At 65.8% G+C, this 13,947-nt stretch carries 10 protein-coding genes and 2 pseudogenes; 6 read left to right on the top strand and 6 right to left on the bottom strand.

Annotated elements, in window-relative coordinates:
* The first annotated feature begins 86 nt into the window (after positions 1 to 86).
* The 4 genes and pseudogenes from OL239_RS09470 to OL239_RS09455 all read left to right on the top strand — a co-directional run bounded on the left by OL239_RS09470 (position 87) and on the right by OL239_RS09455 (position 5,567).
* On the top strand, positions 87 to 1,175 hold the full coding sequence (locus OL239_RS09470; RefSeq protein WP_268911603.1) for a hypothetical protein: 1,089 nt from the start codon (positions 87 to 89) through the stop codon (positions 1,173 to 1,175).
* Between the two features lie 4 nt (positions 1,176 to 1,179).
* Positions 1,180 to 3,720 (top strand): DEAD/DEAH box helicase, encoded by a 2,541-nt coding sequence (locus OL239_RS09465; protein WP_268911602.1) that lies wholly within the window; start codon positions 1,180 to 1,182, stop codon positions 3,718 to 3,720.
* Between the two features lie 10 nt (positions 3,721 to 3,730).
* A pseudogene (locus OL239_RS09460) lies at positions 3,731 to 4,236 on the top strand (GNAT family N-acetyltransferase).
* Positions 4,233 to 5,567 (top strand): alpha/beta fold hydrolase, encoded by a 1,335-nt coding sequence (locus OL239_RS09455; RefSeq protein WP_268911601.1) that lies wholly within the window; start codon positions 4,233 to 4,235, stop codon positions 5,565 to 5,567. The pseudogene OL239_RS09460 and the gene OL239_RS09455 overlap by 4 nt, the downstream one beginning before the upstream one ends.
* Before the next feature lie 289 nt (positions 5,568 to 5,856).
* Here the strand turns inward: OL239_RS09455 and OL239_RS09450 are convergent.
* The 3 genes and pseudogenes from OL239_RS09450 to coaE all read right to left on the bottom strand — a co-directional run.
* A pseudogene (locus OL239_RS09450) lies at positions 5,857 to 6,852 on the bottom strand (TerC family protein); the annotation flags it as partial.
* 240 nt (positions 6,853 to 7,092) lie between these two features.
* Positions 7,093 to 9,183, bottom strand: a complete 2,091-nt coding sequence (gene uvrB, locus OL239_RS09445; protein WP_268911600.1) for an excinuclease ABC subunit UvrB — start codon at positions 9,181 to 9,183, stop codon at positions 7,093 to 7,095.
* Between the two features lie 70 nt (positions 9,184 to 9,253).
* Positions 9,254 to 9,874 (bottom strand): dephospho-CoA kinase, encoded by a 621-nt coding sequence (gene coaE, locus OL239_RS09440; protein ID WP_268911599.1) that lies wholly within the window; start codon positions 9,872 to 9,874, stop codon positions 9,254 to 9,256.
* A gap of 75 nt (positions 9,875 to 9,949) precedes the next feature.
* On the opposite strand from coaE, the gene OL239_RS09435 reads away from it, so the two are divergent.
* Together OL239_RS09435 and OL239_RS09430 are read left to right on the top strand one after the other, a co-directional pair.
* Complete coding sequence (locus OL239_RS09435) at positions 9,950 to 10,645, top strand: YigZ family protein (RefSeq protein ID WP_268911598.1); 696 nt, start codon at positions 9,950 to 9,952, stop codon at positions 10,643 to 10,645.
* Positions 10,638 to 11,831, top strand: coding sequence for a class I SAM-dependent methyltransferase (locus OL239_RS09430; protein WP_268911597.1), 1,194 nt, complete (start codon positions 10,638 to 10,640; stop codon positions 11,829 to 11,831). Before OL239_RS09435 ends, OL239_RS09430 begins: the two co-directional genes overlap by 8 nt.
* Positions 11,832 to 11,925: 94 nt before the next feature.
* Here the strand turns inward: OL239_RS09430 and OL239_RS09425 are convergent, their stop codons facing one another.
* The 3 genes from OL239_RS09425 to OL239_RS09415 form a co-directional block, all read right to left on the bottom strand.
* The gene (locus tag OL239_RS09425) at positions 11,926 to 12,741 is read right to left on the bottom strand and encodes a GNAT family N-acetyltransferase (protein WP_268911596.1); all 816 of its coding nucleotides are present in this window, start codon (positions 12,739 to 12,741) and stop codon (positions 11,926 to 11,928) included.
* A 231-nt stretch (positions 12,742 to 12,972) separates the two neighbouring features.
* Positions 12,973 to 13,239, bottom strand: coding sequence for a helix-turn-helix domain-containing protein (locus OL239_RS09420; protein WP_268911595.1), 267 nt, complete (start codon positions 13,237 to 13,239; stop codon positions 12,973 to 12,975).
* Positions 13,232 to 13,876 (bottom strand): hypothetical protein, encoded by a 645-nt coding sequence (locus OL239_RS09415; RefSeq protein ID WP_268911593.1) that lies wholly within the window; start codon positions 13,874 to 13,876, stop codon positions 13,232 to 13,234. Before OL239_RS09415 ends, OL239_RS09420 begins: the two co-directional genes overlap by 8 nt.
* Positions 13,877 to 13,947: the final 71 nt, after the last annotated feature.

The raw sequence follows: 13,947 nt of genomic DNA, 5'->3' as shown, positions 1-13,947 counted from the left end.
CGCGCCGGTACCGCGGCCGGCGGCGTCTCCCGGACTGTCCGGGGTAGGTTCATGGCGGAACACGGCAGCGGCGGGAAAGGGCGGACATGGGAATTTTCAGGCGCGGGGTCTCTGCGGGGCCGGAACAGCACATTGACAACTTCTGGACGTGGTGGACATCGGGCGCCGGCTCCCGGTTCAGTGCGGCCGCGGCGACCGGCCACTGGGGTTCCCTTCCCGCCGAGATGGAGGAACGGCTCGCCGCCGTGCATCCGGACTTGGCGTGGGACACGGCCCCGGGGCGCACCTCCCGCCATCTCCTCGCCGTCAGTTCCGAGGGCGATCCCGTGCTGCGGCGGATCGCGGAACTCTGGCTCCGGCGCGCTCCCCGCGCGGACGGGGAATGGGAGTTCGCCGCCGCCCGACAGCCGGTGCCCGGCGTGGCGGGCCAGAGCCTCGAGATTGACGGCCGCAGCTTTTCTCTGGGCTCCGCCCGTTTCGGTCTGCGGGAAGATTCCCGCACGGGCCGTTTCGACGTCGTCATCCACCATCCGCTGTTCACCGCGGTGGCCGAGGGCCGGAGCCGGCAAATCTGCTTCCTCCTCCTTGACTGGCTTCTCGGCGAAGACGGTGTGACCCGGTGGATAGGTGCCGTCGAGCCGGCCGCCGCCGGCGCGGCGGCGGATGTGGCCGCCGGCGAGCTCCTGGCCGCCGTTACCGCTGCCGCGGCCTCCGCACCGGCCGGATGGGTCCTGCTGAACGGAACGACGCAGGACGGCGGCCCTGTCATGGTTGCGGCGCGCCGGCCCCTGCGGTGGATCGACTATCCGACGTTCGACCTCCATACCCGGGTGCGCCTCCCCTACAGCGGCGGAGAGAACGGTCTCCCGACGCAGGCCGGCCTGGAGGCGCTCCGGGGCACGAAGCGGCCATCTCCTCCTCCCTCGGAGCTGCCGGAATCCTTGTCGCCCATGAGAGCGCCGCCGGTGCCCGGGTGCTCCACTACTACTCGGATTCGGAGGACCCCGCCGGGCTCGCGGCGGTTTCGGCTGCGGCCCGGGCGGCCGGCGGCACGCTCCGGCACGATCCCGACCCGGGATGGACGCAGGTGCGCCGGTTCTCCTAGCCGTTCCGGGCTCTCCCAGCCGTTCCGGGCGCCGGTCCGCAACGCACAGCCGCGCCCGATAGTCTGGTAGGGACATGAAACTTCTTGAACAGCTTGCCTCCGGCCCGTCCAGCACCCGCACCATCGATCCCGACGAGACCTACACGTCCTTCCTGGAGTGGGTCGAGAGCCGCGGCATGGCACTGTACCCGGCGCAGGACGAAGCCGTCATGGAGCTGGTGACCGGCAACAACGTCATCCTGGCCACCCCCACGGGCTCGGGCAAGTCCATGGTGGCCATTGCCGCGCACTTCCACGCCATGGCGCACGACGAGCGCAGTTACTACACCGCCCCCATCAAGGCCCTGGTGTCGGAGAAGTTCTTTGCCCTGTGCGAGATCTTCGGCGCCGAGAACGTTGGCATGGTCACCGGAGATTCCTCGGTGAATAAGGACGCGCCGATCATCTGCTGCACCGCGGAAATCCTGGCCAACATTGCCCTCCGCGAGGGTCCCGACGCTGACCTGGGCACGGTCATCATGGACGAGTTCCACTTCTACTCCGACCCGCAGCGCGGCTGGGCCTGGCAGGTGCCGCTGCTGGAGCTGCCGCAGGCCCAGTTCCTGCTGATGTCCGCCACCCTGGGCGATATGACCCGGATCGCCAACGAACTCAGCGAGCTCACCAACCGTGACACCGTGACGGTCTCCTCGGTGCAGCGTCCCATCCCGCTGCACTACTACTACGTGGAAACCCCGGTGCAGGAATCCCTGGAGGAACTGCTGGCCACCAAGCAGGTGCCGGTCTACGTAGTGCACTTCAGCCAGATCGAAGCCATTGACCGGGCGCAGGCCCTGATGAGCATCAACGTCTGCACCCGCGAGGAAAAGGACCGGATTGCCGAGCTGATTGCCGGCTTCCGGTTTGCCCCCGGTTTCGGCAAGACCCTGAACCGGCTCGTCCGGCACGGCATCGGCGTGCACCACGCCGGCATGCTGCCCAAGTACCGCCGACTGGTGGAGCAGCTGGCCCAGGCCGGGCTGCTGAAGGTCATCTGCGGCACCGACACCCTGGGCGTGGGCATCAACGTGCCCATCCGCACCGTGCTGATCACGGCCCTGTCCAAGTACGACGGCACCCGCACCCGGCCCCTGAAGGTCCGCGAATTCCACCAGATTGCCGGGCGCGCGGGCCGCGCGGGCTACGACACCGCAGGCACCGTCGTCGTGCAGGCACCGGAACACGTCATTGAGAACGTGAAGGCCATGGCCAAGGCGCACGCCAAGTTCGGCGACGACCAGAAAAAGCTGCGCCAGGTGGTGAAGAAGAAGCCGCAGGCCGGGTTTGTGTCCTGGGGCAAGCCCACCTTCGAAAAGCTCGTGGACGGCACTCCGGAGCCGCTGACATCCAGCTTCAACATCACCCACTCCATGCTGCTGAACCTGCTGGAACGTCCCGGTGACCCGTTCACCGCGGCCAAGAAACTGCTCACCAACAACCACGAAACCCGGTCCTCGCAGCTGGCCCTGATGAAGAAGGCGCTGAGCATTTACCGGGAACTGAAGACCGCAGGCATCGTGGAGGTACTGCCCGAGCCCGACGCCGACGGCCGCACCGTCCGGCTGAAGGTGCACCTGCAGCCCAACTTCGCCCTGAACCAGCCGCTGTCCCCGTTTGCCATGGCCTCCCTGGAAATCCTGGACCCGGAGAGCCCGTCCTACGCCCTGGACGTGGTGTCCGTGATCGAAGCCATCATGGAAAAGCCGCGCCAGGTCCTCTCCGCGCAGGAGAAGAAGGCCCGCGGCGAAGCTATTGCCGCCATGAAGTCCCAGGGCATCGAGTACGACGAGCGGATGGCGCTGCTGGAAGAGGTCACCTATCCGCAGCCGCTGGCCGAGCTGCTGGAGCAGTCCTTCGAGGTGTACCGCTCCGGCGCACCCTGGCTGGGCGAGTTCGAGCTGAGCCCCAAGTCGATCGTGCGGGACATGTACGAACGGGCCATGAGCTTCGGCGAGTATGTACAGTTCTACTCGCTGGCCCGTTCCGAGGGTGTGCTGCTGCGCTACCTCTCGGACACTTACAAGGCCCTGCTGCACACCGTTCCGCCGGAACGGCTGCGCGAAGACCTGGAGGACATCATCGAATGGCTCGGCGAGCTGGTCCGCCAGACCGACTCCTCGCTGCTGGACGAATGGGAAGAGCTGACCAGCGGCATCAACCCCGACGCCACCAACGAGCCCGTGCTGCCGCCGGTGCCGGATAAGCTCACGGCCAATGTGCGTGCCTTCCGGGTCATGGTCCGCAACGAAATGTTCTCCCGTGTGAAGCTCTTTGCCGATGAGGACGACCGCGCCCTGGGCGAGCTCGACGGCGGTTCCGGCTGGGACGCCGACCGCTGGGCCGATGTCCTGGACGCATACTTCGAAGAGCATGAGGACATCGACGACGGACCCGACGGGCGCGGCCCGAACCTGCTGATCATCAAGGAGCTGCCCGGCAAATGGGAAGTCCGGCAGATCTTCAAGGATCCGGCCAACCATCTGGACTGGGGTATCACCGCCGAGGTGGATCTTGCGGCGTCCGACGCTGCCGGCTTCCCCGTCATCAAAGTGATCACGGCAGGACGGCTCGACTAGGCTGGACAGCATGGAAATACGCCCCGCCCGCCCGGCAGACGTCCCGGTCATCCTCGAACTGATCCATGACCTGGCGATCTACGAAAAAGAACCGCACGCTGTGAAGAACACCGGGGAGGCACTGGAGCGGAACCTCTTCGGCGAGAACCCGGCGATTTTCGCCCACGTCGCCGTGGAGCAGGGCACGGTGCAGGGCTTTGCGCTCTGGTTCCTGAACTACTCCACGTGGAGGGCGTGCACGGCATCTATCTCGAGGATCTCTATGTCCGTCCGGAAACCCGGGGCAAAGGCGCAGGGAAGGCGTTGCTGCGCACCCTGGCCGAAATCGCCGTCGGGCGCGGCTACGCCCGGGTGGAATGGTGCGTGCTGAACTGGAACGAGCCCTCCATCCGCTTCTACAAGTCCCTTGGTGCGGCTGCGCAGGACGAGTGGACCACGTTCCGGCTCACCGGCGAGGCGCTGGAGTCCTTCGGATCCGGCCGTCCGGCGCCGGCAGCAGCTGAGCCGCGGGCATGAGCGTTCCGCACACCGCATCCGTGCCCTACGAGGTCCGCGGCATGCGCGTTACTGACCACCGGTTCACCGTACCGCTGGACCACGGCGCACCCGACGGCGAAACGATCACTGTCTTCGCCCGCGAGTACACCGACGCCGCCCTTCCCCCGGCCGAAGCCGAACAGCTTCCATGGCTGCTGTACCTGCAGGGCGGACCCGGCGGAAAGGGCTCCCGCCTGTTGTCCCTCGGCGGCTGGACGAAGGCCGCATCGAAGCACTTCCGCATCCTGATGCTGGACCAGCGGGGAACGGGGCTGTCCACCCCGGCCGACCGGAAGACCCTGCCGCTGCGCGGGGACGCCGCAGCACAGGCTTCGTACCTGACGCATTTCCGGGCCGACTCGATCGTCACCGACGCCGAACTGGCCCGGGAAGCCCTGGGTTCCGGCCCCTGGAGCACCTACGGCCAGAGCTACGGGGGCTTCTGCACGCTGACCTACCTCTCCTTCGCTCCGCACGGACTGCGTGAATCGCTAATCACCGGCGGTCTCGCTCCGCTGACCGGACCCGCCGACCGGGTATACCGGGCCACCTTTGCCCGGGTGGCCGCCCGAAATGCAGGGTACTTCGCGAAGTACCCTGCGGACCGCGCAATCACGACCCGCATAGCCCGGCACCTGGAAACCGTCCCGGAGTTCCTGCCCTCCGGAGAGCGCCTGAGCGTGCGGCGTTTCCAAATGGTCGGCTCATATCTGGGCGGCAACACCAGAATGGACGGTCTGCACTACCTGCTGCAGGAAGCGTTTGTCTCCACCTCCGACGGGGAACGCCTTTCGGATGCGTTCCTGGAGACCGTCCACGGGCTGGTCAGCCGTGCAGCGAATCCCCTGTACGCGGTGATGCACGAGTCCATCTACGGCCAGGGCGAAGCCACCAGCTGGGCGGCTGAACGGGTGCTGGGGTCCTTTCCCGAGTTCGAGCCCACAGCTCCGGAGCCGCTGTACACCGGCGAGATGGTCTACCCCTGGTACTTCGACGAGGATCCGGCACTGGTACCGCTGAAGGAGACCGCCGGACTGCTGGCCGCGAAGGACGACTGGCCGGCGCTCTACGACCCGCAGCAGCTCGCGGAAAACACCGTGCCCGTGGCAGCCGCCGTGTACACGGACGACATCTACGTGGACCGGGACCTGTCCCTGGAAACCGCCGCTGGGGTCCGCGGCCTGCAGGTGTGGGAAAGCGCCGATTTCCACCATGACGGCATCGCTGACGACGGCGAAGGCATCTTTAACCGGCTCCTCGCCATGGTCCGTGGCGAAGCGGTCAGCGACGAACCGGTGCCGGCGGGCTGATCCGCGCCCGCATGCTCTCTTCCCGGCCGGTTACCCCACCAGCTGGTTCCTACATCTCGGCCTGGTTCACCGGGGCGGTATCCGTGCCGGTGCCGGGCCGCTGGTTCCGCGGATCGTTGGCCACGAAACGTGCCCGGGCTTCGTCCGAGATTTCCGGCATGTCGACGTCGTCGCGGTCCTTCGCGACCGACGCGGCGGTGCGGTAACTGTCGGTGACCTTGTCGTAAGCCTCGACGCGCTCCTCGTGCGGGGCGTCTTCCTCCAGGCTGCGGTATATCTTCAGGGCGTTCTCCAGCGTGGCCACGGCCTGGACCGCCTTCGCCTTGGGGCTGAGCAGGGAAGCGACCGTCGCGATCACGATGGTGCCGAGGATGACGGCGAGGGAGACAAACGTGGGAATCTCCGGTGCCCAGGCGACATGCTCGCCGCCGTTGATGAAGGGAAGCTCGTTGACGTGCAGCGCGTGCAGGATCAGCTTCACGCCGATGAACGCCAGGATGACGGACAGGCCGTGCTTGAGGTAGATGAGCCGGTCCATCAGGCCGCCCAGCAGGAAGTACAGCTGGCGCAGGCCCATCAGGGCGAAGATGTTGGCGGTGAAGACAATGAAGGCACTCTGCGTCAGGCCGAAGATGGCCGGGATGGAGTCCACCGCGAACATCAGGTCGGTGACTCCGATGGTGATGAACACGATCAGCATGGGGGTGAAAACCTTTTTGCCGCCCACCACCGTGCGGATTTTGCCCTGGTCATACTTGTCCGTCATGGGCAGCACGCGGCGGAGTCTGGCGATCAGCTTGTTGTCGCTGCCCTCTTCTTCATCCTCGCCGTTGTCCGTGGCCTGCTTGTACGCGGTCCAGAGCAGGAAGGCACCGAAAATGAAGAACACCCAGCTGAAGTTTTCGATCACTGCGGCGCCGATAATGATGAAGATCCCGCGCAGGATGAGGGCGATGATGATGCCGAACATCAGCACTTCCTGCTGGTACTTACGGGGTACCGAGAAGCGGGCCATGATGATGATGAACACGAAGAGATTGTCGATGCTCAGGCTGTATTCGGTCACCCAGCCGGCCACGAACTGGCTGCCGTACTCCGGTCCGGTGAACACGAACATGGCGCCGGCGAAGACGAGGGCCAGTCCAACGTAAAAGCCGACCCACAGGCCGGCTTCCTTCATGGAGGGCTCATGGGGCCGCTTGACCACCAGGAGTAAATCGAATAGCAGAACAAGTCCGAGGACAACGAAGGTGCCGACCTCAAAGACAACGGGTAATTCGGGCATGTGCAAAGACCTTTCGGGCACGACTGTAGGCGCGGGTCTTTCCGGCACCGTGAACTGCTTGATGAAAACCGGTGCCCGCTGCTCCCGGCGGGACGACGCCCCGCGTAGTGAGGGGTACAGCGACCAAGGATACTCCCCTGCGCCGCCAGGAAGTCTACTCCAGCGGAAACCGCCTCTTATGGAGGGAGACGACAGCCCCGGCCGGCCGCATGCGGCCCGGGCGTGCTTCGGCGGGCTGGCTTAGGCGTGCCCGGCGTTCTGCATCTGGCGCAGTTCCTTCTTCAGGTCCCCCACCTCGTCGCGCAGCCTGGCGGCCAGCTCGAACTGCAGTTCCGCCGCCGCTGCGTGCATCTGCTCGGTCATGGACGCAATCAGCCCGGTCAGGTCCTCGGCCGGAGCGGCGGCCAGCCCGTCCTTGCGGATGCCTCCCTTGCCCTTGCCGGTGGTCTTGCGGTTCTTCTTCTCCGCAGCCTCTGCCAGCAAGGCCTTGGTGTCGGCGTCCTCCCGGGCGAGGGAGTCGGTAATGTCGGCGATTTTCTTGCGCAGCGGCTGCGGGTCCACGCCGTGGTCCTTGTTGTACGCCACCTGGATGGCGCGGCGCCGGTTGGTCTCGTCAATGGCTTTGGCCATCGAGTCGGTGATCCGGTCCGCGTACATGTGAACCTCACCCGAGACGTTACGGGCGGCACGGCCGATGGTCTGGATGAGCGAGGTGGAGGAGCGCAGGAACCCTTCCTTGTCGGCGTCGAGGATGGACACCAGCGACACCTCGGGAAGGTCAAGGCCTTCACGGAGCAGGTTGATGCCCACCAGCACGTCAAAGGTGCCCATCCGCAGCTCGCGCAGCAGCTCCACGCGGCGCAGCGTGTCGACGTCGGAGTGCAGGTACTCCACCTTCACCCCGTGCTCCAGCAGGTAGCCGGTGAGGTCCTCGGCCATCCGCTTGGTCAGCGTCGTCACCAGCACGCGCTCGTCGCGTTCCGTGCGGGTGCGGATTTCGCCCAGCAGGTCATCGATCTGTCCCTTGCTCGGCTTGACGATCACCTCCGGGTCCACCAGTCCGGTGGGGCGGATGATCTGCTCCACGTATCCGTCGGACTTGGAGAGCTCATACTTGCCCGGCGTCGCGGACATGTAGACCGTCTGCCCGATCCGCTCCAGGAACTCGTCCCATTTCAGCGGCCGGTTGTCCATGGCCGAGGGCAGCCGGAAGCCGTGGTCCACGAGGGTGCGCTTGCGGGACATGTCGCCTTCATACATGGCGCCGATCTGCGGGATGGTGACGTGGGATTCGTCCACCACCAGCAGGAAGTCGTCCGGGAAGTAGTCCAGCAGGCAGTGCGGAGCGGTGCCGGGTCCGCGGCCGTCGATGTGCCGGGAGTAGTTCTCGATGCCGTTGCAGAAGCCCATCTGCTGCATCATTTCCAGGTCATAGGTGGTGCGCATCCGCAGCCGCTGGGCTTCGACCAGCTTGTTCTGGGATTCCAGTTCGGCCAGCCGCACCTGCAGCTCATCCTCGATGTGCTTGATCGCCCGCTGCATCCGGTCTTCGCCGGCCACGTAGTGGGATGCGGGGAAGACGTACATTTCCTCTTCCTCGCGGATGACGTCGCCGGTCAGCGGGTGCAGGGTGTAGATGTTCTCGATTTCATCGCCGAAGAACTCAATCCGCAGTGCGTTTTCCTCGTACATCGGAATGATCTCGACGGTGTCGCCGCGGACCCGGAAGGTGCCGCGGTGGAAGTCCATGTCATTGCGGGCGTACTGCATGTTCACGAAGCGGCGCAGCAGGTCGTCGCGGTTCATCTGCTGGCCCTTGCGCAGCGTCACCATTTGCTCGATGTACTCTTCCGGGGTGCCCAGGCCGTAGATGCAGGACACCGTGGCCACCACGATGACGTCGCGGCGGGTCAGCAGCGCGTTGGTCGCCGAGTGGCGCAGCCGCTCCACTTCCTCGTTGATGGAGGAGTCCTTCTCGATGAAGGTGTCGGTCTGCGGCACGTAGGCCTCGGGCTGGTAATAGTCGTAGTACGAGACGAAGTACTCGACGGCGTTGTTCGGCAGCAGCTCGCGGAACTCGTTGGCCAGCTGCGCCGCAAGGGTCTTGTTTTGCACCATCACGAGCGTGGGGCGCTGCACCTGCTCCACCAGCCATGCCGCCGTCGCACTCTTACCGGTACCGGTGGCACCGAGGAGGACCACGTCCTTTTCTCCGGCCTTAATGCGTTCGGCGAGTTCCTTGATGGCGGTGGGCTGGTCGCCCGCGGGCGAGTAATCGCTGATTACTTCAAAGGGGGCGACGACTCTCTTGATGTCCTGCGCAAGACTCATGATTAAAAGCTACTCCGCGCTGCGGTCAGGACGCGTCCGCGGTGCCCCCGGTTAGCTGAGGGCTGAACACTCATTCGCCGGCCTGCAGCAGGTTCTGGTTCATTGGTGCAAGGCGGCGCTCCCACAGGTTCCGGACTGCTTCGACCAGCTCCGCGGCGGTGCCGTCATTGACCAGGACGACGTCGGCGGCGGCGGCACGCTCCGCAGCTCCGGCCTGCGCGGCAATGCGGGCACGCGCAGCATCAACATTCATGCCGCGGTCAGCGGCCATCCGGCGGATCCGCTCCTCCTCAGGCGCGTCAATCACCAGGACAAAGTCAAAATTCCGGTGCTGGCCCGTCTCCACCAGCAGCGGAATGTCATGGACGACAATTGTTTCCCGCGCCGCCTGCTCCTCCAGCTCCGCGGCCCGTGCCCGGACCCGGGGATGGACAATCCCGTTCAGGATTTTCCGCTTGTCCTCGTCGGAGAAGACGACGGCGGCCAGCGCCGGCCGGTCCAGCCGGCCCTCGCCGTCGAGCATGCCCGGCCCGAAGGCATCAACGACGTCGGCCAGGCCGTCAGTGCCCGGCTCCACCACTTCCCGGGCCAGGGCATCGGCATCAATCACCAGCGCTCCCAGATCCTGCAGGGTCCGTGCGGCCAGCGATTTTCCCGCGGCGATTCCGCCGGTCAGTCCTACTCTCAGCATGCGCCCAAGGCTACCGTGCGCGGCGGGGGCCGTGCACCGGCCGCGGCCCCGGCGGCCAGCACCTAAACTGGAGCAGTGGATGAACAGGTCGGAACTGATGAACAGGCCGGGACCAGGGGTCGCTACACCACCGTTGCCGGCGAACACCGGCACGAGCTGGAGATTAAACGGTCCCGCTTCATCACCGTCCTGCGGCGGGTCGAGACCGAGGATGAGGCCCGCGCCCTGGTGGCCGGCCTGCGCCGCGAGTTCCACGACGCCCGGCACCACTGCAGCGCGTTTGTGCTGGGCCCGGACCGCAGCGTGCAGCGTTCGAGCGACGACGGCGAACCCTCCGGTACCGCCGGCATTCCCATGCTGGAAGCCCTCACCAAACGCGAGACGTTCAACGGCGCCGCCGACCTCAGCGACGTCGCCGCAGTGACCGTGCGGTATTTTGGCGGCATCCTGCTCGGCGCGGGCGGCCTGGTCCGGGCCTATTCCGAATCGGTGTCCTCAGCGGTGGCCACCGCCCGGATGACCCGGCGGCGCAGAATGCAGCTGTACGGCATTCCGGCCGGACATTCCGCCGCAGGCCGGCTGGAAAACGACCTGCGGACTGCGGGCGTCAGCGTCCTTGGCACTGACTACTCAGCCGCCGGCGCGGAGCTGCGTGTTGCACTGCCCGATACCGCCAATTCCCTGGAGGCCTTCCATTCCCGGCTGGCCGCCATGACCGCCGGAGTCTCCGCCCCGGTCCCCCTTGGAACGAAATGGATTGACCTTGACTGATGCATCCCCGGAGCCCGCTGTCCCCGCGGCCTTCGATTTCTCCCGCCTGGGCCGGTGGCCGGATGTGGAAGCGGAGAATCTGCAGGCGTGGGACGCCGCGGACCGGCTCCTGCTTGATACTGCAGCCGCGGATCTGGCTGCAGCCGCGGGCGGCGGCACCGAGCGCAAGGGAAGCGGCGCCGTCGTCGTCATCGGTGATTCCTACGGTGCGCTGACGCTGGGAGCCGCCGCCGGCCACGGGCTGACGGGCCTTCGGGTGCACCAGGATCCGCTCAGCGGCGAGCAAGCGCTGGAGAACAATGCCCGGCAGCTGGGACTGGACGGCGCATACCGCCCCTATGCCCTGGAACCGGCGCTGGTGGACGGCGCCCGGCTGGTGCTGCTGCGCCTGCCGCGCTCGCTGGATGCGCTGGAGGAGATCGCCGGGCTGATCGCCGCCCATGCCTCTCCCGACGTGAGGGTTTACGCCGGCGGCCGGATCAAGCACATGTCCACGGCCATGAATGACGTGCTGGCACGGTACTTCGGGGCAGTCTCGGCGGGGCTGGGCCGGCAGAAGTCGCGGATCCTGACCGCCTCGTCCCCCCTGCCGCCGGAGGACCTGCCGGCGCCGCGCTTTCCGGTGTCCCAGCGCCATGACGTCGGCCTGGCCGTGCCGCTGGAGTTGTGGGCGCACGGCGCCGCGTTTGCCGGACCGGCCCTGGACATCGGCACCCGTTTCCTGCTGCCTCTTCTGGCCGATGCCCGTTCCGCGGAGCGCGCTGTCGACCTGGGCTGCGGCACCGGCGCCATAACCGCGTATCTGGCGCTGACCCGCCCACAGCTGCAGGTAATTGCCACGGATCAGTCAGCTGCCGCAGTGTCCTCGGCCCGGCTCACCGCGGCCGCAAACGGCGTCGGTGACCGGGTGACGGTCCGCCGCGGCGATGCCCTTGCCGGGTTTCCGGACGCTTCCGAGGATCTGGTGGTATTGAACCCGCCGTTCCACATCGGAGCCACCGTTCATGCCGGCATCGCCCTGAAGCTGTTCGCCGATGCGGGCCGGGTCCTGAAGCCCGGCGGCGAACTCTGGACGGTCTGGAACAGCCACCTCATGTACAAGCCGGCGTTAAACCGGCTGGTCGGTCCCACCCGGGAAGTGGCCCGTAACCCCAAGTTCACGGTGACGGTCAGTACGCGCCGCTGAGGTTCCGGGGTCCCGGTTCCGGAGCGTTACGCCGGTGCCAATCGGTGACTTCGGGGTGCGCCCTGAATCCTGCCTCGATGTAGGTGGCTACGGCTCAGGCGTTGGAAGTTTCCGCGCAAACCATGGCGCTCGATGACCCCAGGTGCCGGAGCGCGTCCACTGCCGCGTTTGTCATGGCTACTCCGTAGCCGCGGCCGCGGTGTTCCCGGTGTACTGCCAGCGGTTCGATGAGCCCGGGACGCCCTTCGCCGGCCGACCACACCGCGGCGACCGCGACGGCCTGACCGTCCCCGGACCGCAGGGACAGGATGCGCGCAAGGTCGGAAAAGGGGCTTTCCGCGGCCAGGCACCATCCATCCACAAAATGCCGGATGCGTTCGTCCGGTATCGGGGTACCGCGGAAGGCCGACCAGTGAACAGCCACCCACTCATCGGTGTCGGCCGGTTCCACGGCCTCAATGTGGAAGCCCGATAGTGTCGGAGATGCTGTCATATCGTGATGGAGAGGTGTCCATGGTTCGTCGGGCGACCACTCGTTCTGCGCAAGCTCCCCGCTCAAAGCGACCGCACCGCGCGCCTCGATAGTTGCTGCTCCTGCGCCGAGGATTCCGGCACTTGGGTTGTTGACGTCTGCAACGATCCGAAGGGCAAGGGCTGCATCCCTGCGCCGCCTTGGATGGATGGCGAACCGCAGCAGGTCGGGACCGTCGAGCAGGGCAATGGCAAGGATGGTCTCGTCCTGCGACCACACCCGTGTCGCAGCGGCAGTGGCGGCCGGCCCCCGCAGGGAGTACCAGCCCAGGTCGCCCGGGTGCAGATGCAGTGGTCCGCCGTCGTTTTGCCACTCACCCAAAACGCTGCAGATCCGGCCGAGCTCGACGGTGCCTGGTGTTCGCACGTCAATGTCCATGATTCCCGCCTGCCTTCCCCCAAAGTGCTCCGGAGGCGAATATACCCACCGAGTGGCGGCAGCTTCCGCTAATAGTAGAAGGGCAGTTTTGATTCGTCCCGACCGGAATGACGTCGATGCGCGGTTCGGCCAGCAGCTTATCGATCAGTGCCTCTTCAGCCCCGATGCCGGCCCAGTGCGGATCGACGTCCGAGGTGATGCCCCAGCTCCGGTTCAAGGGCCAGAGGCCGGCTACAGGGGTTTGATGGTGATCAGTTCTGCTGGGGTGGTATCCAAAGCGTCACAGATAGCGGTGAGCGTGCTGAAGCGGATGGCTTTGGCCTTGTTTGTCTTCAGGATGGACAGGTTAGCCATGGTTATTCCTGTTCGCCGGGAGAGTTCCGTGAGCGTCATGCCGCGCTGGGCAAGGACCCGGTCGAGGTGGCACTCGATGCGGTGTTTGACCGGTTCCTCCCCCGGCGCGCCGTTGTCCGCTTTGGCCCTGCGTGGTTCAGACAAGGCCATCCGCTGCTTCCTCGAGTCGTGCTCCTGCCCTAAAGGCAGAGGACAGGGCAAGCCCGACGACCCCGGTGATGATCATAAAGAACGGCCAGCGGGCCGGATTGGTACTGGTGACTGCATAGTCAGCGCCAAGAGGAAACTGGATTCCCTGGGTGAAGAAGGTCACCGCCACATCGTAGATCGCTTGACCGGCAATGCTGTCGAGCACTCCGTAGAGGATTCCTCCCATGATGAGGATCAGGCTCAGAATGGTCATACTTCGCCGCACGGAGGACGAGAAGGGACGGCTGGCTGCGATTCCGTGTAAGGCACGGGTGATAAGGACTGCGGCGAGGAGCGCAATGATGATATAGACCATTGCCGGTGTTGCGCACAGAACCCGCAGCCAGGTCGGGGCATCTGCGAGGTAGCCGGCTGAACCCTCCCTGAGTTCGGCCTGGTTGATTTGGGGCAGGCTTGTCAACGGCAGCCGCGGGTCAGCCCCATTCAGGGCGAAGACCACCCGTCCGGTGATGACGGTGAATGATTCGAGGGCACTTCCGGCCGCGGCAAGGACCGCGACAATCCAGACGGCGATCACGGAAAGCTTCACTGACGCACCTGACGTTCGGCTTAGTACTGCAGTGGTGCTCATTGTTCCCCCTTATATTGATTATCAATACGTATTGAGAAACGATAAGCACTTTCGGCAGCAAAGGCAAGGGG

The organism is Arthrobacter sp. ATA002 (assembly GCF_026898095.1).
GTDB lineage: Bacteria > Actinomycetota > Actinomycetes > Actinomycetales > Micrococcaceae > Arthrobacter_B.
The sequence above is the reverse complement of the archived record's forward strand: the minus strand, read 5'-3'. Positions and strand labels throughout refer to the sequence as shown.